We start from the raw sequence: 21,821 nt of genomic DNA on the forward strand, positions 1-21,821 counted from the left end.
CGACGCGGTGCCGGAGACGATCGAGGCCTCGCTTCAGCTGTCGGAGGCGGTGCTGGTGGATGTCGGCGTGCCGATGGGCCTCGTCATCGCCTCGATCCACGAGCGCCGCGACGAGTACCGCGCGATGCTCAAGCGCAAGGAGACCGACACCCGCCCGGTCTTCCGGGCGCGACGCACCGTCGGCAAGGCGCACGAGGCGCCGCGCGAGGCGCCTCCCAAGGACGAGCCCGCTCCGGTGGTGCGGCGCGCCTGAGCCGGGCGCGGACGCCGCGCGCCTGCGGTCAGATCAGGTTCGGCATCGCCTCGCCGTGCCAGTCGCGCGCCTCCGGCTTGGCCGCCCGGACCGCGCGGGCCGGCTCGAGCCCCTCTGCGAAGCCGCAGCGGTAGACGATCTCGTCGGGCGGTCCGAGCCCCATCGAGAGCGGCACCGTCACCGTGTCGCCGTTGAAGCGCCAGCCGCGGGCGCCCTTGTCCCAGTACAGCCAGACCGTTCCCGGATGCCCCTTCAGCGCGAACACCGCCGCCTTTCGCGAGATCGCCTGGACCGTGCGCGGCAGGTACATGCCCTTGTCGCGGTAGGCCGCGCGGGCCGCCTCGGGCTGGCGATCCATGAAGGTGTTGCGAACGACCTGAATCATCGCGCCCGGCTTCCCGAGAAACCGCTTGAAATCGGACATGTTGCGTAGGATGACTGCCATCGCAGACCTCCTGATTCCGGGCATGTTGACTCTCGCCACGCCCGGCTGGACTCGATGCATCCGAGATGATCGATTCCGATGACTGTTTGCGTGACCGTGCGAGCCCGACTCGACGGGATATCAACAGGAATGAGGACTTGTACCCAGGAATCCTGGCCTGCCGGAGCCCATCGTCCCGCCGCACCGCCCTTCAGGTGATCGCGACCGGCGCTTGACCCGATGCCCGCCGCGGCGCGTTATCGAGCGATGCTGCTTCAGTTCTTCACAGCGCTGCGCGAGGCGCGCGTCCCCGTCTCCCTGCGCGAGTACCTGGTCCTGCTGGGCGCGCTCGAGCGCGACCTCGCCGAGAAGCGGGTCGAGGAGTTCTACTTTCTCGCCCGTACGGCCCTGGTGAAGGATGAGGGCCATCTCGACCGGTTCGACCGGGTGTTCGGGTCGGTCTTCAAGGGCCTGGAAACCGTCGGCGAGGCTGTGGCGCCCACCGCGATTCCGGAGGAATGGCTGCGCAAGCTCGCCGAAAAGTACCTCACCGATGCCGAGAAGGCGGAGATGAAGGCGCTCGGCTGGGACAAGCTGTTCGAGACCCTGAAGCAGCGGCTCGCCGAGCAGAAGGAGCGACACCAGGGCGGCTCCAAGTGGATCGGCACCGGCGGCACCTCGCCCTTCGGCGCCTACGGCTACAACCCGGAGGGCATCCGCATCGGCCAGGACGGCAACCGCAACTTCCGCGCGGTGAAGGTCTGGGACAAGCGCGAGTTCAAGGATCTCGACGACACCGTCGAGCTCGGGACCCGCACGATGCGGCTGGCCCTGCGGCGGCTGCGCCGCTTCGCCCGCACCGGGGCGGCCGACGAGCTCGACCTCGACGGCACGATCCGCGAGAGCGCCCGCCAGGGCTACATCGACGTGCGCCTGCGGCCGGAGCGGCGCAACGCGGTGAAGGTGCTGCTGTTTCTCGACGTCGGGGGCTCGATGGATTGGCACGTCGAGCAGGTCGAGGAGCTGTTCTCGGCCGCGCGCTCGGAGTTCAAGCACTTCGCGCACTTCTACTTCCACAACTGCCCCTACGAGGCGGTGTGGACCGAGAACCGCCGCCGCCACGACGCGGCGACGCCGCTCGTCGACGTGATCCGCACCTATCCGTCGGACTACCGGGTGGTGTTCGTCGGCGACGCCTCGATGAGCCCCTACGAGATCGCGGCGCCCGGCGGATCGGTGGAGCACTGGAACGAGGAGCCCGGCGCGGCCTGGGTGCAACGGGTACTCGCGCACTTCCCGAAGGCGGTGTGGCTCAACCCGGTGCCGGCGCCGCAATGGGGCTACACGCAATCGATCGCGATGATGCGGCGGCTGTTCTCCGACCGCATGTTCCCGCTGACGCTGGAAGGCCTCGACGGGGCGATGCGGGCGCTGCTGCGTTGAACCCGATCGCTCAGCCCTGGCGGGCCGGCGTCGTCACCGTGAGCCCGTCGAACTCGGGCTTGATGCGGATCTGGCACGAGAGCCGGGACGTCGCCTTCACGTCGGAGGCAAAATCGAGCATGTCCTGCTCCATGTCCTCGGCCGGCCCGACCGCCTCGGCCCAATCGTCGGCCACGTAGACGTGGCAGGTGGCGCAGGCGCAGGCGCCGCCGCACTCCGCGTCGATCCCCGGCACGTTGTTGCGCAACGCCGTCTCCATGACGGTGGCGCCGACGCTGCCCTCGACGGTCCTCGCCGTTCCGGCATGATCGACGTAGGTGATCTTGGGCATCCGTAACTCCGGGCTCGTGGATCGGGCGGGCAAATGTCCGGCGAGCGCCGGGCCTGCTTGGCGGGGCATGACGCGGATTGCAAGCACGCGAACGTTGTGACGCGTCGGCGGACACCTGAGGGATGGTTTTGTCGCTGCAAGCTACGCGGCAAGCCGCGGCGTGTTCCCCTCCCCTGCAACCCGAACCGCTTATGCCGCAGATGTCGACCGCTCAGGATCAGCCGGCGATCTCCGCGAGCACGGCCGCGACCGCCGGTCCGAGGGCGGCCACCGCGTCTGCGCCGTCGCCGCCCCCGCGCAGCGCCGACTCGGCGGCGGCGGCGAGATCGCGCACGCGCCCGGCGCCGACCGAGGCGGCGGAACCCTTCAGGGTGTGGGCGAGATCGGCACGGTCCTGCCCCGGCAGCGCCGCATCGGACAGGCGCGGCAGGATCCGCAGGCACTGCTCCGCGAACAGGCCGAGGAGCTCGGCGGCCAGATCCGCGTCTCCGAACGTCTGTGCGTCGAGATGCGCACGGTCGATGGCGTCCACGGTCGGGCTTCCTCGGATCTGCATCCCGGCTGTCCACAGGGCGCGCCGCAAAGCGGTCGCCACCGGATCATCCTTGCTGCATCATGGGTTGGCGGCCTGTCCGCCAGGTCCGCTCCGCCTTGGTAACCATTCCGTTAAGGAATTCCGAAGCGGGGTCCCCGATCGGGTATCCGGGGGGACCGGCGGGGTCTAAATTGACTTGGTAAACGGGTAGTTGTGTCTCCGCCACCGGCTCTCGCCGGCGGTCGCGAGATCGCGTAACGAGGCGTTGCATGGCCACCGAAAAGAAGCTGAAGGACCCGGCCGAGGCGGCGCTCTCTGCGATCGAGCAGGCGCTGAACCTCGAGGTCCTGACGCCCGAGGCCGAGACCCGGACCGAGCCGCGCCTGCCCGATGTCGGCGACGGCGACCCGCTGCAGGAGCAGGGCGGGCGCCTGAGCCCGCCGCGCCTCGACCTCGATCCGCCGCTCGCCTCCGACGTGCCGCCGCCCGGCCGGGAGCGCGCGCATCGCGAAGGCGGCCTGCTTCCGCCCGACCGCTCGCTGGTGGCCAACGACGACCGGCGCAACATCGGAATCCTGCAGCAGACGCTGCGCGTGCGCCCGGCGCGGACTCCCTACATTCTGGCCGCGCTGGCGGCGTTCCTCTGGGTCAACGGGCTCGCGCTGCTGGCCTGGAACCAGTCCGGCGGCGACCTGAAGGGATTTCTGACCGGCCTCACCGCGCTGCAGGCCACGGTCGGCGCCGCCGCGCTGGTCGGGCCGGTGGTGCTGTTCCTGATCACCGGCATGCTGGCCGTGCGGGCCCAGGAGATGCGCCTCGTGGCGCGCGCCGTCGGAGAGGTCGCGATCCGCCTGGCCGAGCCCGAGAGCTTCTCCACCGACGCGGTGCTGACGATGTCGCAGACCGTCCGCCGCGAGGTCGCGGCGGTCGGCGACGGCGTCGAGCGGGCCCTGGCCCGGGCCGGCGAGCTTGAAACCCTGGTCCGCGGCGAGATCGCGACCCTGGAACGCGCCTATTCCGACAACGAGATCCGCATCCGCTCCCTGGTCGACGAGCTCGTGGCGCAGCGCGAGTCCATCGTCGCCAACGCCGAGCGCGTGCGTGGCGCGATCACCGGCTCGCACCAGAGCCTGACGCAGGAGCTGGAGGGCGCGGCCGAGCGTATCGTCACGGCGATGACCGGCGCCGGCGAGCGCGTCACCGGCGCTCTCGACGCGCGCGGCGACGCCATCACGACGTCGCTGGGCGAGGCCGGCGACCGCGTCGTCGGCGTGATGTCGGGACGCGGCGACGAGCTGATCGCGCGGCTCGCCGCCACCAGCGAAGGCGTGCGCGGCTCGATCGCCGAGGTCGGCGAGACGCTGACGCGGTCGTTCGAGACCCGCGCGGCCGACGTGACCCGGGTGTTCGAGAGCACCGGCGGCGCGCTGACCGAGCGGCTGGCCGAGAACGCCAGCCAGGTCGCACGCTCGCTCGCCGAGACCGGTGCCGGCGTGATCGACGCCCTCGACCGCCAGGGCGCGACGGTGCGCGAGAGCTTCGAGCGCTCGGCGGGAAGCCTGGAGACCACGTTCCTCAGCCGCGGCGATGCGCTCGCCGAGCGCTTCACCCAGACCGGCGGCGAGATCACCGCCCGCTTCGCCGAGACCGGCGACGCCCTGCGCGCGCACTTCGCCGCCACCGGCACCGCCCTGTCCGACGACATCGCCGGCCGCGGCGCCGCCCTCCGCACCGAGATCGAGACCGCCGGCGACGGCGTCGCCGCGTCGATCGAGGCGCGCGGCCGCGACGCCCAGGCCGGGCTGGCGCTCGCCGCCGCGGGGGTCATCGAGACCTTCGCGTCGCGCGCCGCCGCCGTCCGCGACGACCTCGTCGGCACCGCCGAGCGGGTCGCGGAGGCGGTCACCACCGGCGGCGGCGGCGTCGCCGACCGCATCGAGGCGATCGCCGGGCGCCTGCACGAGACCATCACCCTCCACGGCGGCGACCTGGAGACCCGCCTCGACGCGGCGGGCGAGCGCGCCGGCAGCCTCGTGGCCCAGCGCTCGCAGGAGGCCGCCTCCAGCCTGGAGGCCGCCTTCGCCAACCTCGGCGACACCTTCGCCCACGGCGCCTCGGGCGCCACCGGTTCGCTCCGCGAGACCATCGCGACCCTCTCGGCCGAGATCGCGGCGCGCACCGCCGAGGCCGTGGACAGCTTCCGACGCTCGGCGGAGGAGACCACGGTCTCGATCGGCGCGACCGGTGCCGAGGCGGCGCAGGCGATGCGCCGCTCGGCCGCCGGCGCCACCGGCGAGCTCGAGGCCCGCACCGTCGAGGCCGTTCAGATCTTCGAGCGTCGCCTGGCCGACACCGCCGCCGACCTCGCGGCCCGCAGCGCCGAGGCCGCCGAGGCGATCGGCCTTGCGGCGACCGCCGCGCACGGCGCCACCGCGACCCAGACCGCCGAGATGGCCGCCCGCGTCGACGCCGCGATGGACGCGCTGCGCGCGACCTCCGGCGAGGTGACGGGTGCCGTCGAGACGCACATGACCGGCCTGCTCGGCCGGATCCGCGCCGCCTCGGAGGAGACCGGGGGCGAGCTCGGCAGCCGCGCCGAGGCGGCGATCGAGGCCCTGCGCACCGCGATGGGCTCGCTCAACGCCGAATTCGCGACGCGCTCGAACGAGACCACAGGCGCCATCGCCCGCGCCGCCGATCAGGTCGCCGAGGAGCTGTCCGCCCGGATGCGCACGATCGAGGCGGCCTTCGGCGAGCACGGCCGCGGCGTCACCGACCTCCTCGCCAGCCATGCCGAGGAGACCCAGGCGCGGATCGCCGGGACCGGACGCGACATCGTCCTCGCGGTCGCGACGCAGGGCGCGCGCGTCGCCGACGCCCTCCACCAGAGCGGCGCCAGCTTCGGCGAGACCGCCGACGTGCGGGTCAAGGCGATCGACGAAACCATCGGCAGCCGGCTCGCCGCCCTGCAGGACATCATCGCCCGCGGCGACATCCTCGCCGACAAGATCTCCCGCGACACGAGCACGCTCGGCGAGACCATGGGTGGCAGCCTGGCCGAGATGGACCGGATCATCTCCGTGAAGGGCAAGGCGGTCGCCGAATCCATCGCCGAACGCACCCGCGACGCGCAGGACGCGGTCGAGACCCATCTCGGCGCGCTGGAAGAGCGCTCGGCGAAGCGCTCCAGCGAGATCGGCGAGACCTTCGCAAACCTCATTACCCACATCGACGGGCATCTCGGCACCCGCGCGACGGCGCTGAGCGAGGCCCTGGTCGGCCGCACCGGCGAGATGGCGCGGATCATGGCCGAGGGCAGCCGCGACCTCGTGCAGGCGCTGGACAGCCGGACCGAGGGCCTGGGCCAGGACATCGCGTCCCGCGCGGTCGCCATCAGCGACGCCCTCGCGCTCCGCAGCGAGGAGATCGCCCGCCGCCTCGACGAGGGGGCCGGACGGTTCGACACCGGCGTGCTCGGCCGCCTCGAGGCGATCGGCGCGGCGCTGGAAGAGCGCAGCCGCCTGGTCGACGAGCGCTTCGGTGCCCAGGCCTTCGAGGCGATCCGCCTGATCGAGAGCCGCACCCGCGCGGTCGACGAGGAACTCGGCAGCCGGACCCGCGACCTCGTGGAGACGATCGAGAGCCGCACCAGCGGCATCGACGCGGCGATGGCCGCACGCGTCGCCGACCTCACCCGCGCGATCGAGGAGCGGACCGGCGGCATCGACGCCGCGCTCGCCGGCCGCGTCCAGGAACTCGTCGCCCTGATCGAGGAGCGGGCGACCAGCGCCGACGCGGCGCTCGCGACCCAGACCGAGACGGTACGGCGCGCCTTCGCCGAGCGCTCGGACCTGCTCGGCCAGCTCATCGACGAGCGCACCGCCGCGATGTCGAACGAGCTCGACGAGAAGGGCCGCATGGTGTTCGGCGCCATCGGCGGCCGCATCACCGAGCTGGCCCGCCTGTTCGACCGCGGCGGCACCTCGCTCGGCGAGGTCATCGACCAGCGCGGCGAGAGCGTGCTGGCCAAGCTGCAGCAGACCATCGCCGACGCGGAGCGCATGCTGGGCGACGGCGAGGGGCGCCTCGGGCGCACCCTCTCGTCCCGCACCTCGGACATCAGCGGCCTGCTCGACGAGGGCGTGCGCACGGTCCACGACCTGCTCGACGCCCGCACAAACCAGATCCGCCTCCTGCTTGACGAGCACGCCACGACCCTGTCGTCGAGCCTCGACGGCCGCATGGGCCCGCTCCACGACGCCCTCGAAAGCCGCGGCCGCGAGCTGGTCGAGACCATCGCGACCACGCTCGGCCACGCCACGAGCACCCTCGACGACCGGACACAGGCGATGGGAACCCTGTTCGACGAGCGCCTGCATGCGCTGGCGGACCTCGTCGACGGCCGCGGGACGCAGTTCGCCAAGACCGTGGACGCCCGGGCGCAGATGCTGCGCGCCCTGTTCGAGCAGGCGCACGCCGCCCTCGATGCGGTGGTCGAAGGCCGCGGCGATCACCTGGCCACGAACGTGGACGCCCGCGTCGCGACGCTGCGCGCGGTGTTCGACGAGGCGCCGGCCGCGCTGGCGCAGCTCGTCGACGCCCGCGAGCGCCAGCTCACCGAGGCGCTGGACGAGCGCACGTCCGCCCTGCGCACCGCCTTCGCCGAAGCGCACGACGCCCTCGAAGGCCTGGTCGAGAGCCGCGGCCGTCAGCTAGCCGAGACCGTCGACACCCGGACGCAGACCCTGCGCTCCCTGTTCGACGAGAGCGGCCACGCGCTGGGCAGCGCCGTCGAGGATCGTGCAGAGCACTTCGCCCGGATGGTCGCGGCCCGCACCGACGGCCTGCGCGCCCTCTTCGACGAGGCGACCGGCACGATCGAGCACCTGCTCGAAAGCCGCACCTCGGCCCTGGGCGGCGACGTCGAGGCCCGCACCCGGGCGATCACCGAGGCCTTTGACGCCCGGATGGCCGACCTCGCCGACCTGCTGCAGGCCCGGACCGATGCCTTCGCCAAGACCGTCGAGGCGCAGGGCACGGCCCTCACCGTCAGCGTCGACGGCCGCAGCGAGGCCTTCACCCAGCGCATCGACAGCCGGATGAAGACCTTCGCCACCCTGGTGGCCTCGCGCGGCGACGCGCTCGCCACGGCCTTCGACGACCGTCATGACGCCTTCGCCGGCCTCGTCGAGGAGCGGATGGCGTCCCTCGTGGCAGCGCTCGACGAGCGCGCCCGCAGCCACGCGGCTTTGGCCGACGCCCACACGGCGGCGCTCGGGGCGACCCTCGACGAGCGCAACGCCGCGATGGCGGCGCTGCTCGACGAGCGGACCGAGGCCCTGTCCGCCGGCTTCGAACGCCGCGCCGACGCGCTCGGCACGCTGGTGGATTCCCGCGGCGAGGCCCTGGCACGCCGCCTCGCGCAGAGCGCCGAGACCATCGTCCGCGGCATCGAGGAGGGCGGCGGCGCCCTGGTCGAGCGCGTCGACGGGACCGGCCGCACGGTCGCGGACACCATGAAGGGCCATATCGACCGCCTGCGGGCGGTGATCGACGGACCGGTGCTGCAGCTCTCCGGCGCCCTGGCCGAGCGCGGCACCGCGATCGAGCGGGCGCTCGCCGAGACCGGCGAGCCCCTGATCGAGGCGCTGCGCGAGCGCACCGAGGCGCTGACCCTGCAATCGCGCGAATCGGCCGAAGCGCTGCGCGCCGCGGTCGAGAACGGTGCGGCCCGCTCCATCGCAGGCCTGTCCGAGGTCAACGACCGCCTGCGGCGCGACCTCGGCAGCGTGGTCGCCCGGATCGAGGCGGCGAACGCGGCCCTCATGGATCTCGTCGCCGGTGCCGATGCCAATCTCGGTGCGATCGAGGGCAGCCTCGCCAACCGCGTCCAGCAGATCCAGGAGGCGCTGCAGGAGGTCGCGGCGCAGACCGGGACGGCGAGCGAGGGCGTCTCGGCCCAGGTCGAGGCCCTGCGCGGCGTCGCCGAAGGGGCCGTGCGCGAGGCCACGAGCCTGGCCGAGGCCCTCGACGGCCGCAGCCGCGCCCTGGCCGAGCAGTCCCGTACCCATGTGGCCGAGCTCGGCCGCGCCGCCGGGTCGCTCGAGGGCGTCGAGGGCCGGCTCGCCGCCAGCCTGTCGGGCCGCGAGGAAGCGATGGAGACGGCTCTGGCCGGCCTGCAGGAGCGCTCGGCTTCGTTGGAGAGCCAGACCGCGGCCTTCGCCGAGGCGATCGAGCGTTCTCTGCGCGCCGCCGAGGAGCGCGCTCGCGCCGTCGGCGCAAGCCTCACGCAGTCGGCCGGCGCCGCCGGCGCCCGTGTCTCGGAGGCCTTCGACGGCCTCCGGACCGGAGCCGACGCGGAGGGCGAGAAGACCGCCGAGTCCGTCCGCGCCGCCATCGCCGCCGCCTCGGCCGAGATGCGCACCGTTTTCGCGGAGGCACAGACCCGCTTCGGCGAATCGGTCGCCGGCATGCGCGAGATGGCAGGGGCGATCCGGACCGAGCTCGACGCCACCCGCGCCGACCTCGCCCGCGGCGTGCTGGAGCTGCCGCAGGAGACCCAGGACGCCACCGGCGAGATGCGCCGCGTGGTCTCCGATCAGATCAAGGCGCTGAACGAGCTCTCGGCCCTCGTCGCCCGCTCGAACCGTGCGGTCGACGTGGTTCAGCCGCAGGCGGCCGAGCAGCGGCGGACGGCGGAGGCCGGCGGTCGTGCCGCTCCGGCTTCCCGCCCGGCTCCGGCGCAGCCGTCGCCCGCCGCGACCTCCGCCCCGGCAGCGGCGCGGACGCCTCCCGCGGCGGCTCCCGCCCGGCCGGCGGCCCCGGCCGCCCCGGCGCGGCCCGTGGCGACGGCACGGGCCGAGACCCCGGCCGCGCGTCCCGCGTCCCCGGTCCGCCCGACGGCAAGCCCGGCCTCCGGCGACAAGCGCGGCTGGCTGTCCGATCTGCTGACGCGGGCCTCGCTCGACGACGAGGACGAAGCCGGCGCCACCGAGCCCCCCGTCCCTGCCGCTGCCACGTCGAAGGCCGCGGTGGAGACCGGTCGGATCGCCCTGGAGACGATCTCGGCCGATATCGCGCGGATGATCGACCACCGCACGGCGGTCGACCTTTGGGAGCGTTATCGTCGCGGCGAGCCGAACCTGTTCGACATCAAGATCTACACGCCGCAGGGCAAGCAGACCTTCCTGGAGATGCAGCGCCGCTACCGTGCCGACGCCGAGTTCCGCCGCACCGTCGACCGCTACGTCAGCGAGTTCGAGCGCCTGCTCGGCGACGTGGCCCGCAACGACCGCGACGCGGCCCGCGCCGACGCCTACCTGACCTCCGAGACCGGCAAGGTCTACACGATGCTCGCCCATGCGAGCGGGCGGTTCGAGGGCGCCTGACGCCTGCAAGACGCGAGAAGGGCGGCTCCATCGGGGCCGCCCCTCGTTTGTCCGATCACAGGAGCCCGAGACCGACCAGCTCGCGGCGCAGGGCCTCGGGCATGGCGGCGAGGTCGGCGGCGGCGCCGATGCCGAGGTCCCCCGGCGCATCGCGCTGGGTCAGGTAGCGCCAGCCCTGGAACGGTCGGCACGGCCGCGGCGTCACCGCAACGATCGCCGGATCGAGGACGAGGCGGCAGCGGCCGATGCCGTCGTCGCCGGTGACGAGGTCGATCGCGGTGATCGCCTGGCGGCAGCTCAGCGTGCCCTTGATCACCCAGTAGATCGAGCCGTGCCCGGCGATCTCGGCCCGCCGCTTCGGGACCATCCGCGTGGTGTGGACGGGCGCCGGATCGGCACCGAGCCGCAACGCCTCGTCGCGGAACCGGGATTGACGCGCCTCCAACTCGTCGATCGAGGCGGGGCCGACGCAGAGCTTGAGCAGGTGAAGGGCCACGATGTCGTCGGTCTCTCGCAGGCGCCGGGCGATGCGCGGAGGGTGTAACGCCGGATCATTGCGGCGAACGCGCGACCCTTCGTCCTGGCTACAGGTTCCGGCCGCGCGATCGTCTCTACGCGTCGGTCATCGCCTCGATCATGCCCTCGGGATCGCTCACGAACTGCCGCAGGATCCGGAAATGCTCGGTGTCCTGAAGGGCGACGGGCTCGAGGCCGTGCCGGCTCATCCGCAGCAGCCGTGCGCCGGGATGGGCCATGATGATCGGCGAATGCGTGACGATCAGCACCTGGGTCTGGTTGCCCGCCTCCATGCGCTTCAAGAGCCTGAGGAAGTCGAATTGTCGGTTCGGCGACAGGGCGGATTCGGGCTCGTCGAAGAGGAAGATCCCGGGCTTCGCGCAGCGTTCCTCGAAGAACCGGATGAAGCCCTCGCCATGCGAGTAGGACAGGAAATCCGCGCTGGGGCTGCCGACCTCGTCGAGGTAGCGGGCGACGGAGAAGAAGCTCTCCGCCCGGAAGAACCAGCCGCGACCGACCTTCGGCAGCCAGCTCGCCCGGAGCACGCGCGCGAGGTCGCCGCCGCCGGTCTCGGGCGCCCGGGCGTTGTCGACGGCGCGGTAGCCCGCGCCGCCACCGCTCTCGTCGAACCCGGCGAGGACCGCGATGCCCTCCAGCAGGGTGGATTTCCCGACCCCGTTCTCGCCGGCGATGATGGTCACCGGACGATCGAACGCGAGCTCGAACCCGCCCTCCCGGAACAGCGGAAGGCAGTAGGGATAGGCGTCGCGATCGTAGACCGCGTCGTCGGGCAGCCAGACCCGCTTCAGGTACGGCGGCGGCAACGACTTGTTCCGATACCTCGGCAACGCCCGTCCTCCGTCGCTTCGCCCCTCTGGCCCATAGGGGCGGCGATCTCACGGGGGGCGCAAGCGGCGCGAGGCGCGATCCCGAGGTTCGGGGAACGCGTCGCCCCGCCGTGGTTCGCCGGTGCAGGCGCGGTCCCGGATCGGAGGGCGGTCTCGCGCTCGCACGGCGGAGCCCTAGCAGAACAGCGCCAGCTTCTCCTCGACGCTGAGCGCATCGATCTCGGCGAAGCTGAGCGCACGTTCCGCGGGCGGATGCGATTCGGCGCTGACGTCGGAGGGGCTCGCGTCGGCAGCCCGGAACTCGAGGGCGTCGTCCTCGGAGGCGATCTGCGCCTCGAAATCGTCGGCCCAATCCAGCTCGGCCTCGACGTCCGACGCCTCCGCGGCCGACTCGGGCTCGGGCGCCGAGGGCAGGAACACGATGTCGTCGTGGAGCGGCACCGCACCGGGTTCGATCGCGCGGAGAGCCGCATGCGCGGCGGCGATCACCGCCGGCGCGTCCATGCCGAGATAGCGGTCGACGTCGCTCTGATCGAGGTCCTCGGGCCGCGATTCGCGGGCCGGGCGCGAGGTCGCGTAGCCCGGCGCCGGCGGGACCGGAGCGCCGGCATCGCCCCAGATCGCCATCATCGCGATCAGGCGTTCCTCGAGATAGCGCAAGGTCTGCACGATCCGGCTCGTGCGCTGCGCCGTGAGGTCCTGGAACGAGCAGGCGGTGTAGATCTGCGTCGCGTAGCGGTCGAGGGCGTCGCAGGCCGCCTCGTCGATGCCGTGCTCGCGCAGCGACCACGCGCTTTCCTGAACCTGCTCGGCGGCGGTGAGGATGTCGGTGGTCGCCCGCTCGGTCGCCTGGACGATCGCGTCCAGCGCCTCCGAGGCGATGCCGAGGCGGGTCTGGTCGTGATCAGGATCGGTGATCGCCGCGATCTCGGCCTTGGTCCGGCTGATCGCGCTCGCCATCTCCATGATGTCGCCGCGGAAATGGCTGACCGCGTCCGGGCCGTGCCCGTCCGTGACCGCGGATTCGAGCCGCGCGATCGCGTCGAGCAGCACGTTCGTGTCGGCGCTGCGGTTGCGGCGGGCATACTCCGCGAGGAACCAGCGCCCGCGGGCGCTCCCGCTCATGGTCGCCTCGATGGCCTCGTACTCGGTCGGCTCGAAGGCCGTCAGCGAGTGGGAACCGGACATGATACGCGTCCTCGAAGGCGATAGCCTCGCGCGGTGGGACGAGACCCGGCTCCGGCGCAACTCTGGCAAGAGCGCAATTTGACAGGATCGGTTTAACGGCGGCTTACGGTGGCCGCTCCCGTCCCGATCCACCTCGCATCGATCCGAGACCTTGGCCGCGTCCCCGACTCTCGAGCCCAGCCGTTTCCGCCTGTCGCTCCTCTACGCGGTGGTCTTCGTCGAGATCGGCATCGCGATGCCGTTCATGCCGGTCTGGCTCGCCGCGCTCGGCCTCGACGCCTCGGTGATCGGGCTACTGCTCGCCCTGCCGATCGCCACGCGCATCGTCGCCACCGCACCGCTGATGAGCCTGATCGATCGCGGCGTCGGCGCCCGGGCGCTGCTGCTGACGGGCAGCCTCGCCCTGGCGGCGACCTACGCCCTGATGCCGGCCGGCGCCGGGATCGGCTGGCCGGCGCTGGCGCTCCTCGTGCTGCTCAACGCGGTCGCCGGCGCGCCGCTGGTTCCGAGCGTCGACTACCTCACCCTCGCCGCCATCCGCCGGCAGCCGCGGCTCGACTACGCGCGGATCCGGATGTCGGGCTCGGTGGCGTTCCTCATCGCCAACCTCGCCGGCGGGGCGCTGCTCACGGCGATGGGCGAAACCCTCGCGGTGCCGCTGCTGCTCACAGGGCTGGCGCTGATCGCGAGCGTGGTGGCCTTCACCAGCCGCTCGGTCGCCGCGCCGGCGCCGGAGCACGCGGAGGGGCTTCGTCCACGGCTGCCGCTGCGCCTCAAGCTCTGCGTCGCCGCCGCCGCCGCGATCCAGGCGAGCCACGCGGCGATCTACGCCTTCGGCAGCATCCACTGGACCGCGCACGGCTTCTCGACCGCGACGGTCGGCGCGCTCTGGGGCGTCGGGGTCGTCGCCGAGATCGTGCTGTTCGCTTGCGTCGCCCGCCTGCCGGCCGCGTGGCGCACGCCGTTCCGCTATCTCGCCCTCGGCGGCGGGGCGGCGCTGGTTCGCGCCGTGGGGATGTACGCCCTCGGCGACACCTTGCCCGCGCTCGTCGGCCTCCAGGCCCTGCACGGGCTGACCTTCGGCGCGACGCAGCTCGGGGCAATGGCCGCCGTCTCCGCCTTCGCCCCGGACGGCGCCCGCGGCCGGGCGCAGGGCACGCTCAGCGCCGCGAACGCGACGGCGGCGGCCGGCGCCACGCTGCTCAGCGGCTTTGCCTACCGGGCGGGCGGGCCCCTCGTCTTCCTGGCGATGGCGCCGCTCGCGGTCGCGGGCCTCGCCCTGACCGCGGCCGCCGCGAGCCGGGCCGCGGCCCGGGTCCCTGCCACCGGGCAGCCTCCGGTTGCGGTGCGGCACGATACGGACCGTCAACCCTAATCTGAACATATCGCGCAGGCAGACCGGCGCCGATCGAGGGACACAGGCTTCGTGCAGGCCAACGACACCACGCCGACGCATCGACTCGACCGGCAGCCCGCCGGCGCGACCATCGCGCCGGGCGACGGACACGTCGCGCTCGACGGGCGCTGGACGGCCGACCAGGGCGGCGCGGTCGAGATCGCCGCCGCGCGGATCGCCGCCGAGGCCAGGAGCCGCCCCGTGATGGTCGACCTGAGCGCCGTCGCGCGCCTCGACACGCTCGGCGCCTGGGTGCTGGAGCGGACCCGCGGCGAGATCGAGGCGGCCGGCGGGCGCCTGAGCTATGCCGGCGTGCGGCCTGAGCACCGCATCCTGCTCGGCGAGATGCACCTGCGCGATCCCGAGCCGGCCGCTCCCGTCCGCCAGGGCCGAATCTTCGCGATGCTCGACGGCCTCGGCCGCCGCGTGGTCCGCGGCGGGCACGACCTGATCACGGGGCTCGCCTTCCTCGGCGAGGTGATCGCCGCGTGCCTGCGCGTGGCGTCGCGTCCGTCGACCTTCCGCGGCCGGGCCTTCGTCAACCAGATCGAGCAGGTCGCCTTCCGCGGCGTGCCGATCATCTTCCTGATCTCGTTCCTCGTCGGCGGCATCGTCGCGCAGCAGGGCATCTTCCAGCTCCAGCGCTTCGGGGCGGCGGCCTTCGTCGTCAACCTGATCGGGCTCCTGATCCTGCGCGAGCTCGGCGTGCTGCTCACCTCGATCATGGTGGCCGGACGCTCCGGCTCGGCCTTCACCGCCGAGATCGGCTCGATGCGGATGCGCGAGGAGGTCGACGCCCTGCGCGTGATGGGGCTCGACCCGATCGAGATCCTGATCGTTCCGCGCATCCTCGCCCTCGTCGTCGGGCTGCCGATGCTGACGCTGATCGCGGCGCTCGCGGCGCTGACCGGCGGCGGCCTCACGGCGATGGCCTATGGCGGGCTCACGCTGGAGCAGTTCCTGGCGCGGCTGCAGGCGGCGGTCGGCGTCCACCACGTCCTCGTCGGGCTGATCAAGGCGCCGTTCATGGCGCTGATCATCGGCATCATCGCGACGATCGAGGGGTTCGCCGTGGAGGGCTCGGCGGAATCGCTTGGGCGCCACGTCACCGCCTCAGTCGTCAAATCCATCTTCATGGTGATCGTCCTCGACGGGTTGTTCGCGGTGTTCTTCGCGGCGATCGATTTCTGAGGATCCGTTGCGAAACCCAGACGCCATGCCCGAGACGACCAAACCCGAACCGATCATCCGCGTCCGCGACCTCGTCGTCGGCTTTCGCGACCGCACCATCCTGAAGGGCCTGAACCTCGACATCCGCCGCGGCGAGATCCTCGGCTTCGTCGGCCCGTCGGGCCAGGGCAAGTCGGTCCTGACCCGCACGATCCTCGGCCTCGTGGCCAAGCGCTCGGGCACCATCGAGGTGTTCGGCCAGGACATGGACGGCCTCACCATCGCCGAGCGCCGCGGCGTTGAGCAGCGCTGGGGCGTGCTGTTCCAGCAGGGCGCGCTGTTCTCGGCGCTCACCGTGAAGCAGAACATCCAGATGCCGATGCGCGAGCACCTGAACCTGTCCGAGCGCCTGCTCGACGAGTTCGCGCGCCTCAAGATCGAGATGGTCGGCCTCAAGCCGGATGCCGCCGACAAGCTGCCCTCGGAACTGTCGGGCGGCATGATCAAGCGCGCGGCGCTGGCCCGCTCGCTCGCGCTCGACCCCGAGATCCTGTTCCTCGACGAGCCGACCTCGGGCCTCGACCCGATCGGCGCCGGCGAGTTCGACGAGCTGGTCGCGACCCTCAAGCAGACCCTGGGCCTCACCGTCTTCATGGTGACGCACGACCTCGACAGCCTCTACACCGCATGCGACCGCATCGCGGCGCTCGGCGACGGACAGATCATCGCCGCCGGCACGATCGACGAGATGCTGGCGCACGACCACCCGTGGCTGCGCTCGTACTTCCACGGCAAGCGTGCCCGCGCGATCGTCCCGGCGGCGCCGATGCGGACGGGCGTCCCCGCCCATGCGTGACCGCTCGCACCGGGGGCGGATGCCGGCGCGCCGCGCGGGTGCGCCCGCGCACCGCACGAATGCCACAGCTTGGCGGAAGGCCTGAGATCATGGAGACCCGTGCGAACTTCGCCCTCATCGGCGCCTTCACCCTCGGGGTGATCCTGGTCGGCTTCGGCTTCGTGCTGTGGCTGTCGGGCGGCTCGTCGCGGCAAGTGAGCCAAGCGGTGCGCGTCGTGTTCTCGGGCAGCGTCGGCGGGCTGTCGCGCGGGTCGAGCGTGACCTTCAACGGCATCAAGGTCGGCGAGGTGACGGACGTCCACCTGCTGCCGCAGGATCCGCGCCGGGTCATCGCCGAAATCAAGGTGGCCCCCTCGACGCCCCTGCGCGCCGACACCCGCGCGCGCCTCGATTCGGCGATGCTGACCGGCGTCTCGGTGATCGCGCTCAACGGCGGCAACGCCGACGCGCCGGCGCTGGCGCCGGGCACGAACGGCGAGATGCCGACGATCTTCGCCGACTCGTCCGACATCCAGGACATGATGGCCGCCGCCAAGCAGATCGCGCAGCGGGCCGACGACGTGCTCCAGCGCCTCGACAAGCTGGTCGCCGGCAACGAGGGCGCGATCACCCGCACGCTCGCCAACGTCGAGAGCTTCTCGAAGACGCTGGCCGAGGCCGGGCCCGCCGTCTCGAGCCTGGTGAAGGCGGTGGACGGCAGCAAGCTCAACCGCGTGATCGACAACGCCGACCGGTTCTCGAGCGCGCTCGCGACGTCGAGCCCGGACATCGAGGCCGGCCTGCACGACGCCCGGTCGCTGGCGGGCAAGCTTAACGCCTCGGCCGACCGGATCGACGCCGTGCTGAAGGGCGCCGAGGGCTTCCTCGGATCCGCCTCGGGCGAGGCCGGCGCCAGCACTTTCACGCAGGTGCGCGAGGCCGCGATCTCGGTGCGCGACGCCGGCAAGGCGTTCCGGACCCTGTCCGAGAACCTCGACAAGCGCACCGCCAACATCGCCACGAGCTTCGGGCGGCTCAGCGGCACCGGCCGACGCGAGGTCGAGGCCCTGTCGACCGACGGGCAACGCACGCTCAACACCCTGAACCGCACGGTCCGGACGTTGGAACGGGACCCCTCGCAGGTGATCTTCGGCGGCAAGCCGTCGTTGCCGGAATACAACGGTGGCCGCTGAAGTCGCGTCGTTCCGGGTCGATGTGCCTCGCCGCACGGCACATTTCATGCGGCCGAATAGTTTGAACGGCACAGCTTCATCCGTTCCCGGCCACCCGGCCGGGAACGTTCAGGTATCGCGTATGCTCCGTCCCGTTACCGGTCTGGCCCTGGTCGCCTCGCTCGTCGCCCCAATCCTCGGCGGCTGCGGCGGGGGCGCCGCGCCGCTGACCTTCGACCTCATGGCGCTGCCTGCCGCCGGCCGCCCGGCCGCGAGCGCGCGCGCGATCGTGGTCGCGGAGCCGGTGGGCATCCAGCCGTTCGAGGCCGATCGGATCATCGTGCGCGAGGCCGGCGGCTCGCTTTCGTTCCTCGGCGGCGGCCAATGGGCCGATCGCCTGCCGCGCCTGATCCAGACCCGGATCATCCAGAGCCTGGAGAATGCCGGCCGCCTGCGCTCGGTCTCGCGCCCCGGCGACAAGGTCGTGGCCGACTACCAGCTCATCTCCGAGATCCGCGCCTTCGACATCGCGGCCGGCACCGGCGAGGCGGTGGTGGACATCTCGACCAAGCTGGTCGCCGACGGCACCGGAAAGGTGGTCGCGGCCCGGATCTTCACGGCGCGCGTGCCCGTCACCGCGGTCGATGCCGGCAACGGCGCGCGGGCGCTCGACCAGGCGCTCGGCACCGTGCTCGCGGACCTGGTGCGCTGGGTGAACGGCGGGCGCTGAGCGCCCGGGCCGCTCACTCCATCACCGCCGCCTTCATGATCACCACCATCGTCGCGCGGCCCGGCACGTCGCCGGTGCAGCGGACGACGTGCTGGCGGTCGCAGCGGTAGCGAAGGGTCTCGCCGGCGCGCGCGCGCTGAACGACGCCACCGATGTCGACCTCGAAGCAGCCCTCCGAGATCGAGAGCGATTCGACCGAGCCGCGCTGGTGCGGATCGGAATCGAGCACCCCGCCCGGGTCGGCCGAGACCTCGTACCATTGCAGCCACTCGATGGTCTTGACCCAGCCGATGATCGCCAGCCGCACCTTGCCGTCCTCGGAGACGAGGATCGGCGTGTCGGCGCGCGAGGACTTCTCGATGAAGGGCTCCTCGTCGTTGGCCGCCAGCACCCGCTCGATCGAGACGTCGAGCGCCTGCGACAGGCGCCAGATCGTCGCCAGCGTCGGGTTGGTCTCGTTGCGTTCGATCTGGCTGATGATCGACTTGGCGACGCCGGATTGCTCGGCGAGCTCCGACAGCGAGAGGTTGTAGGCCTTGCGCAGGCGCTGGATCGTCTTGCCGAGCTGTCCCGACAGCACGGCCGCTCCGCTCAGCATGTCCCGGCCCCGACCCGGCCGTTCCGCCTGTTCCTGCATCGCCGAAGCCATCCGCATTCCGCCATCGCGTTCCGTTTATCGGAACGAACGTGCGCTACTACAAACGCAATCCCCCCGCGGATGCAAGGCGACCGGCGCGGATGCCGCAGCGTGCCGGTTCGGCGTTCAGGCCCAGATCGCGAAGAAGTGGTGGACCGGCCCATGCCCCTCGCCGATCGCGAGGTCGTCGGCGGCGGCGATCGCGGCGGCGACGTAGGCCTTGGCGGCCCGGACCGCCGCCTCGAGGCCGAGGCCCTTCGCGAGGCCGGCGGCGACGGCGGCCGACAGGGTGCAGCCGGTGCCGTGGGTGTTGCGCGTCGGGTGGCGTGCGCCCGAGAAGCGCCGCACCAGCCCCTCCGAGGTCAGCAGATGGTCGACGCTCTCGTCGCCCGCGGCATGGCCGCCCTTGATCAGCACGCCGTGGGCGCCCGCCGCGACGAGGCGCCTAGCCTGCGCGGCCGCGCCGTTCTCGTCGGCTGCCGGTGCCTCGTCGAGAAGGCTCGCCGCCTCGGGCAGGTTCGGGGTGATCAGGTCGGCGAGCGGCATCAGGCGGCTGCGCAGCAGCATCACCGCGTCGTCCGAGATCAACCGGTCGCCGCTGGTGGCGACCATCACCGGATCGAGCACCACCGGGATGCGCCGCGGGATGGCGTGGCGCTCGAGCGCCGCAGCCACGGCCTCGATCACCGCCGGCTGCGACAGCATCCCGATCTTCACCGCCGTCACGGCGAGGTCGGAGAAGACGCTGTCGATCTGCGCGGCGACGAAGTCGGCGGGCACGTCGTGGATGCCCTGGACGCCGCGCGTGTTCTGCGCGGTCAGCGCCGTGATCGCGCTGGCGCCGTAGACGCCGAGCGCGGAGAAGGTCTTCAGATCGGCCTGGATCCCGGCGCCGCCGCCCGAATCCGATCCTGCGATGGTCAGCGCGATCGGCGTCATCGGGCAGCTCCTCGTTCGGCCAGCGCCGCGTCGACCCGCGCCCGCAGGTCGCGCGCCCGGCCCTCGACCGCCTCCGCCCCGAACAGGGCCGAGATCACCGCGATCCCGTCGGCGCCGGCGGCGATCACCGCGGCGGCGTTGCTCGCGTCGATGCCGGCGATCGCGCCGACCGGCACCGCGGTGCCGCGGGCGAGCCTGGCGCGGAACGCGATCCGCGCGAACCCGTCGAGGCCGACCGGTGGATCCGGGTTGTCCTTGCTGGTCGTGGCGAAGACGCCGCCGATGCAGGCGTAATCCACCGGCAGCCGATAGAGCTCGTCGGCCTGCGCGCCGGTCTTCAGCGTCAACCCGACGATCGCCCGGTCGCCGAGCAGCCGGCGGGCATCGGCCGGGTGCAGATCCGACTGGCCGAGATGCACGCCCTCGCAACCCGCGGCCAGCGCGAGGTCGACCCGGTCGTTGACCAGCAGCGGCGCGCGGCCGGCGAGGGCCGCATGGATCGCGCGGATGCGGGCGAGCGCGGCTCGGGCGTCGGCGATGTCCTTCTCGCGATACTGGAACAGGGTGCAGCCTCCGGCGACCGCCGCCGCCGCCATGTCGGCGAGGCGAGGCCCGTCGTCGCCGCAGACGCCGACGTCGAGGAGACCGTAGAGGCGCAGGTCGACCGTCGGACCGGACGCGCGGCCGGTCGTCGCGTTTCCGAGGCTGCCGCCCGCCTGCATCGCCCGCCTCCTCACGACCGGCTGTCGTCCCGGCGCGTTCGGCCCTGTCTGGCCACCGCAGAGCCGCTTAGCAAGCGCTTTCGGCCTCGGAGGCAAGAGGGCGCCATCCCCGCCGGAATGTCGACGCCGCGTTGACGGATTGCGGCCGTTTGCGGCTTAAGCAACGACAGGTCGATGCGCGGCCGCTCCATCGACGACCGCTCGGCCTCAGGCGGCGGGTCATGCGATGGACAGGGCGACGGGAAAGACGATGTCGGCGGACTTGCGCGCGGCCGGGACGGTGCCCAGCCCCTCCTCCGTGGGGCTCGCCGCGGCGATCATCGCCGCCACCGAGGGCGAGCCGCGCGCGCTGACCGTCCAGGTGGCCGACCAGGCCGCGGGACGCGGCGACGGGCTGCCGGCCGGGCCGCTCGTGTCGGAGCATGCCACCCTGGAGCGCGGCCTGCGCGCCTGGGTCGAGCGCCAGACCCACCAGCGCTTGGGCTACGTCGAGCAGCTCTACACCTTCGGCGACCGCGACCGGCAAGCCGACGCCAGGGCAGGCGTCCACACCCTGTCGGTGGCCTACCTCGCCCTCGTGCGCGAGGAGCGCCCGGCGGGCCTGGCCGAGGCGGCCTGGCGCAACTGGTACCGCTACCTGCCCTACGAGGATTTCCGGAAGGGCCGGCCGCCCGAGCTCGATGCGATCGAGGCCGAGCTGCTGGCCTGGGCCGGCGCGCCGACCGATGCCAAGCTCCGGCGCTCGCGCGCGGACCGCCTCGGCCTCACCTTCGGCCTCAACGGCGCGACCTGGAACGAGGAGCGCGTGCTGGAACGCTACGAGCTGCTGTTCGAGGCGGGGCTGATCCCGGAAGCCGCCGGCAATGCCGGGCCCGCGCGCCCCGGCGACCCGACGGGAGTGCCGATGGCGTTCGACCATCGCCGGGTGCTCGCCACCGCGATCGGACGCCTGCGCGGCAAGATCAAGTATCGCCCGGTGGTGTTCGAGCTGATGCCGCCGCACTTCACGCTGCTCCAGCTTCAGCGCACCGTCGAGGCTCTGTCGGGAACGCAGCTCCACAAGCAGAACTTCCGCCGGCTGGTGGCGCAGCAGGGGCTGGTGGAGGAGACCGAGGGCGTCACCAGCGGCACCGCCGGGCGGCCGGCGCGCCTGGTCCGCTTTCGCCGTGAGGTCCTGCTCGAGCGCCCCGCCCCCGGCCTGCGCCTGACGCCGTCGCGCCGGTCGCAGTGATGCGAGCCGGCAAAGTCATCCTCGAGACGCCGTGTTCCGGGCCGAGGTATTTAGCCACCACAG

At 72.5% G+C, this 21,821-nt stretch carries 17 protein-coding genes and 1 pseudogene; 9 read left to right on the top strand and 9 right to left on the bottom strand.

Going from position 1 to position 21,821, the window contains the following annotated elements; genetic code table 11:
• A pseudogene (locus MKK70_RS15010) lies at positions 1 to 253 on the top strand (potassium transporter TrkA); the annotation flags it as partial.
• Positions 254 to 281: 28 nt separating this feature from the next.
• On the opposite strand, the gene MKK70_RS15015 reads toward MKK70_RS15010, so the two are convergent.
• Positions 282 to 698 (bottom strand): hypothetical protein, encoded by a 417-nt coding sequence (locus tag MKK70_RS15015; protein WP_243948687.1) that lies wholly within the window; start codon positions 696 to 698, stop codon positions 282 to 284.
• A gap of 246 nt (positions 699 to 944) precedes the next feature.
• Here MKK70_RS15015 and MKK70_RS15020 point away from each other — a divergent pair, with 246 nt between their 5' ends.
• The gene (locus MKK70_RS15020; protein WP_147843333.1) at positions 945 to 2,120 is read left to right on the top strand and encodes a vWA domain-containing protein; all 1,176 of its coding nucleotides are present in this window, start codon (positions 945 to 947) and stop codon (positions 2,118 to 2,120) included.
• Positions 2,121 to 2,130: 10 nt separating this feature from the next.
• On the opposite strand, the gene MKK70_RS15025 is transcribed toward MKK70_RS15020, so the two are convergent.
• Together MKK70_RS15025 and MKK70_RS15030 are read right to left on the bottom strand one after the other, a co-directional pair.
• Entirely contained in the window at positions 2,131 to 2,451 is a 321-nt protein-coding gene (locus MKK70_RS15025; RefSeq protein ID WP_147726980.1) for a 2Fe-2S iron-sulfur cluster-binding protein, read from the bottom strand.
• A gap of 217 nt (positions 2,452 to 2,668) precedes the next feature.
• Positions 2,669 to 2,983 carry an Hpt domain-containing protein gene (locus tag MKK70_RS15030; protein WP_243935539.1) on the bottom strand — a complete coding sequence of 105 codons (315 nt, stop codon included), beginning with the start codon at positions 2,981 to 2,983 and terminating at the stop codon, positions 2,669 to 2,671.
• Positions 2,984 to 3,255: 272 nt separating this feature from the next.
• Here MKK70_RS15030 and MKK70_RS15035 point away from each other — a divergent pair, with 272 nt between their 5' ends.
• Positions 3,256 to 10,374: a hypothetical protein gene (locus tag MKK70_RS15035; RefSeq protein WP_243948689.1), complete on the top strand. Its 7,119-nt coding sequence runs from the start codon at positions 3,256 to 3,258 to the stop codon at positions 10,372 to 10,374.
• A 55-nt stretch (positions 10,375 to 10,429) separates the two neighbouring features.
• Here the strand turns inward: MKK70_RS15035 and MKK70_RS15040 are convergent, their stop codons facing one another.
• The 3 genes from MKK70_RS15040 to MKK70_RS15050 form a co-directional block, all read right to left on the bottom strand.
• Entirely contained in the window at positions 10,430 to 10,870 is a 441-nt protein-coding gene (locus MKK70_RS15040; RefSeq protein ID WP_147728889.1) for a DUF1489 family protein, read from the bottom strand.
• A gap of 115 nt (positions 10,871 to 10,985) precedes the next feature.
• Entirely contained in the window at positions 10,986 to 11,714 is a 729-nt protein-coding gene (locus MKK70_RS15045) for an AAA family ATPase (RefSeq protein ID WP_243948691.1), read from the bottom strand.
• A 198-nt stretch (positions 11,715 to 11,912) separates the two neighbouring features.
• A complete protein-coding gene (locus tag MKK70_RS15050) occupies positions 11,913 to 12,926 on the bottom strand; it encodes a hypothetical protein (RefSeq protein WP_243948692.1) in 1,014 nt (337 codons plus the stop codon).
• Between the two features lie 151 nt (positions 12,927 to 13,077).
• On the opposite strand from MKK70_RS15050, the gene MKK70_RS15055 reads away from it, so the two are divergent.
• The 5 genes from MKK70_RS15055 to MKK70_RS15075 all read left to right on the top strand — a co-directional run bounded on the left by MKK70_RS15055 (position 13,078) and on the right by MKK70_RS15075 (position 18,229).
• A complete protein-coding gene (locus MKK70_RS15055) occupies positions 13,078 to 14,301 on the top strand; it encodes an MFS transporter (protein ID WP_243948694.1) in 1,224 nt (407 codons plus the stop codon).
• A 111-nt stretch (positions 14,302 to 14,412) separates the two neighbouring features.
• A complete protein-coding gene (locus tag MKK70_RS15060; protein ID WP_243948721.1) occupies positions 14,413 to 15,513 on the top strand; it encodes an ABC transporter permease in 1,101 nt (366 codons plus the stop codon).
• Positions 15,514 to 15,538: 25 nt separating this feature from the next.
• The gene (locus MKK70_RS15065; protein WP_243948696.1) at positions 15,539 to 16,348 is read left to right on the top strand and encodes an ABC transporter ATP-binding protein; all 810 of its coding nucleotides are present in this window, start codon (positions 15,539 to 15,541) and stop codon (positions 16,346 to 16,348) included.
• A gap of 89 nt (positions 16,349 to 16,437) precedes the next feature.
• Entirely contained in the window at positions 16,438 to 17,520 is a 1,083-nt protein-coding gene (locus tag MKK70_RS15070) for an MlaD family protein (RefSeq protein ID WP_147729241.1), read from the top strand.
• 121 nt (positions 17,521 to 17,641) lie between these two features.
• Positions 17,642 to 18,229 (top strand): ABC-type transport auxiliary lipoprotein family protein, encoded by a 588-nt coding sequence (locus MKK70_RS15075; RefSeq protein ID WP_243948698.1) that lies wholly within the window; start codon positions 17,642 to 17,644, stop codon positions 18,227 to 18,229.
• Between the two features lie 13 nt (positions 18,230 to 18,242).
• Here MKK70_RS15075 and MKK70_RS15080 read toward each other — a convergent pair whose 3' ends face one another.
• The 3 genes from MKK70_RS15080 to thiE form a co-directional block, all read right to left on the bottom strand.
• Positions 18,243 to 18,866 carry a helix-turn-helix domain-containing protein gene (locus MKK70_RS15080; protein WP_243948700.1) on the bottom strand — a complete coding sequence of 208 codons (624 nt, stop codon included), beginning with the start codon at positions 18,864 to 18,866 and terminating at the stop codon, positions 18,243 to 18,245.
• Between the two features lie 126 nt (positions 18,867 to 18,992).
• Complete coding sequence (thiD, locus tag MKK70_RS15085; RefSeq protein ID WP_243948702.1) at positions 18,993 to 19,805, bottom strand: bifunctional hydroxymethylpyrimidine kinase/phosphomethylpyrimidine kinase; 813 nt, start codon at positions 19,803 to 19,805, stop codon at positions 18,993 to 18,995.
• The gene (thiE, locus tag MKK70_RS15090; RefSeq protein ID WP_243935550.1) at positions 19,802 to 20,527 is read right to left on the bottom strand and encodes a thiamine phosphate synthase; all 726 of its coding nucleotides are present in this window, start codon (positions 20,525 to 20,527) and stop codon (positions 19,802 to 19,804) included. The genes thiD and thiE overlap by 4 nt, the downstream gene beginning before the upstream one ends.
• A 250-nt stretch (positions 20,528 to 20,777) precedes the next feature.
• Here thiE and MKK70_RS15095 point away from each other — a divergent pair, with 250 nt between their 5' ends.
• Complete coding sequence (locus MKK70_RS15095; RefSeq protein WP_147729042.1) at positions 20,778 to 21,758, top strand: NUDIX hydrolase; 981 nt, start codon at positions 20,778 to 20,780, stop codon at positions 21,756 to 21,758.
• The last annotated feature ends 63 nt before the right edge of the window (positions 21,759 to 21,821 follow it).

Source organism: Methylobacterium sp. E-041, from assembly GCF_022829665.1.
In the GTDB taxonomy this organism is placed as follows: Bacteria; Pseudomonadota; Alphaproteobacteria; order Rhizobiales; family Beijerinckiaceae; genus Methylobacterium.

Excerpts from the sequence above, each read along its gene's own strand:
- MKK70_RS15015 (WP_243948687.1), bottom strand. The coding sequence starts at position 698 with ATGGCAGTCATCCTACGCAACATGTCCGATTTCAAGCGGTTTCTCGGG.
- MKK70_RS15020 (WP_147843333.1), top strand. The coding sequence starts at position 945 with ATGCTGCTTCAGTTCTTCACAGCGCTGCGCGAGGCGCGCGTCCCCGTC.
- MKK70_RS15025 (WP_147726980.1), bottom strand. The coding sequence starts at position 2,451 with ATGCCCAAGATCACCTACGTCGATCATGCCGGAACGGCGAGGACCGTC.
- MKK70_RS15035 (WP_243948689.1), top strand. The coding sequence starts at position 3,256 with ATGGCCACCGAAAAGAAGCTGAAGGACCCGGCCGAGGCGGCGCTCTCT.
- MKK70_RS15050 (WP_243948692.1), bottom strand. The coding sequence starts at position 12,926 with ATGTCCGGTTCCCACTCGCTGACGGCCTTCGAGCCGACCGAGTACGAG.
- MKK70_RS15065 (WP_243948696.1), top strand. The coding sequence starts at position 15,539 with ATGCCCGAGACGACCAAACCCGAACCGATCATCCGCGTCCGCGACCTC.
- MKK70_RS15070 (WP_147729241.1), top strand. The coding sequence starts at position 16,438 with ATGGAGACCCGTGCGAACTTCGCCCTCATCGGCGCCTTCACCCTCGGG.
- MKK70_RS15075 (WP_243948698.1), top strand. The coding sequence starts at position 17,642 with ATGCTCCGTCCCGTTACCGGTCTGGCCCTGGTCGCCTCGCTCGTCGCC.
- MKK70_RS15080 (WP_243948700.1), bottom strand. The coding sequence starts at position 18,866 with ATGCAGGAACAGGCGGAACGGCCGGGTCGGGGCCGGGACATGCTGAGC.
- thiD (WP_243948702.1), bottom strand. The coding sequence starts at position 19,805 with ATGACGCCGATCGCGCTGACCATCGCAGGATCGGATTCGGGCGGCGGC.
- thiE (WP_243935550.1), bottom strand. The coding sequence starts at position 20,527 with ATGCAGGCGGGCGGCAGCCTCGGAAACGCGACGACCGGCCGCGCGTCC.
- MKK70_RS15095 (WP_147729042.1), top strand. The coding sequence starts at position 20,778 with ATGTCGGCGGACTTGCGCGCGGCCGGGACGGTGCCCAGCCCCTCCTCC.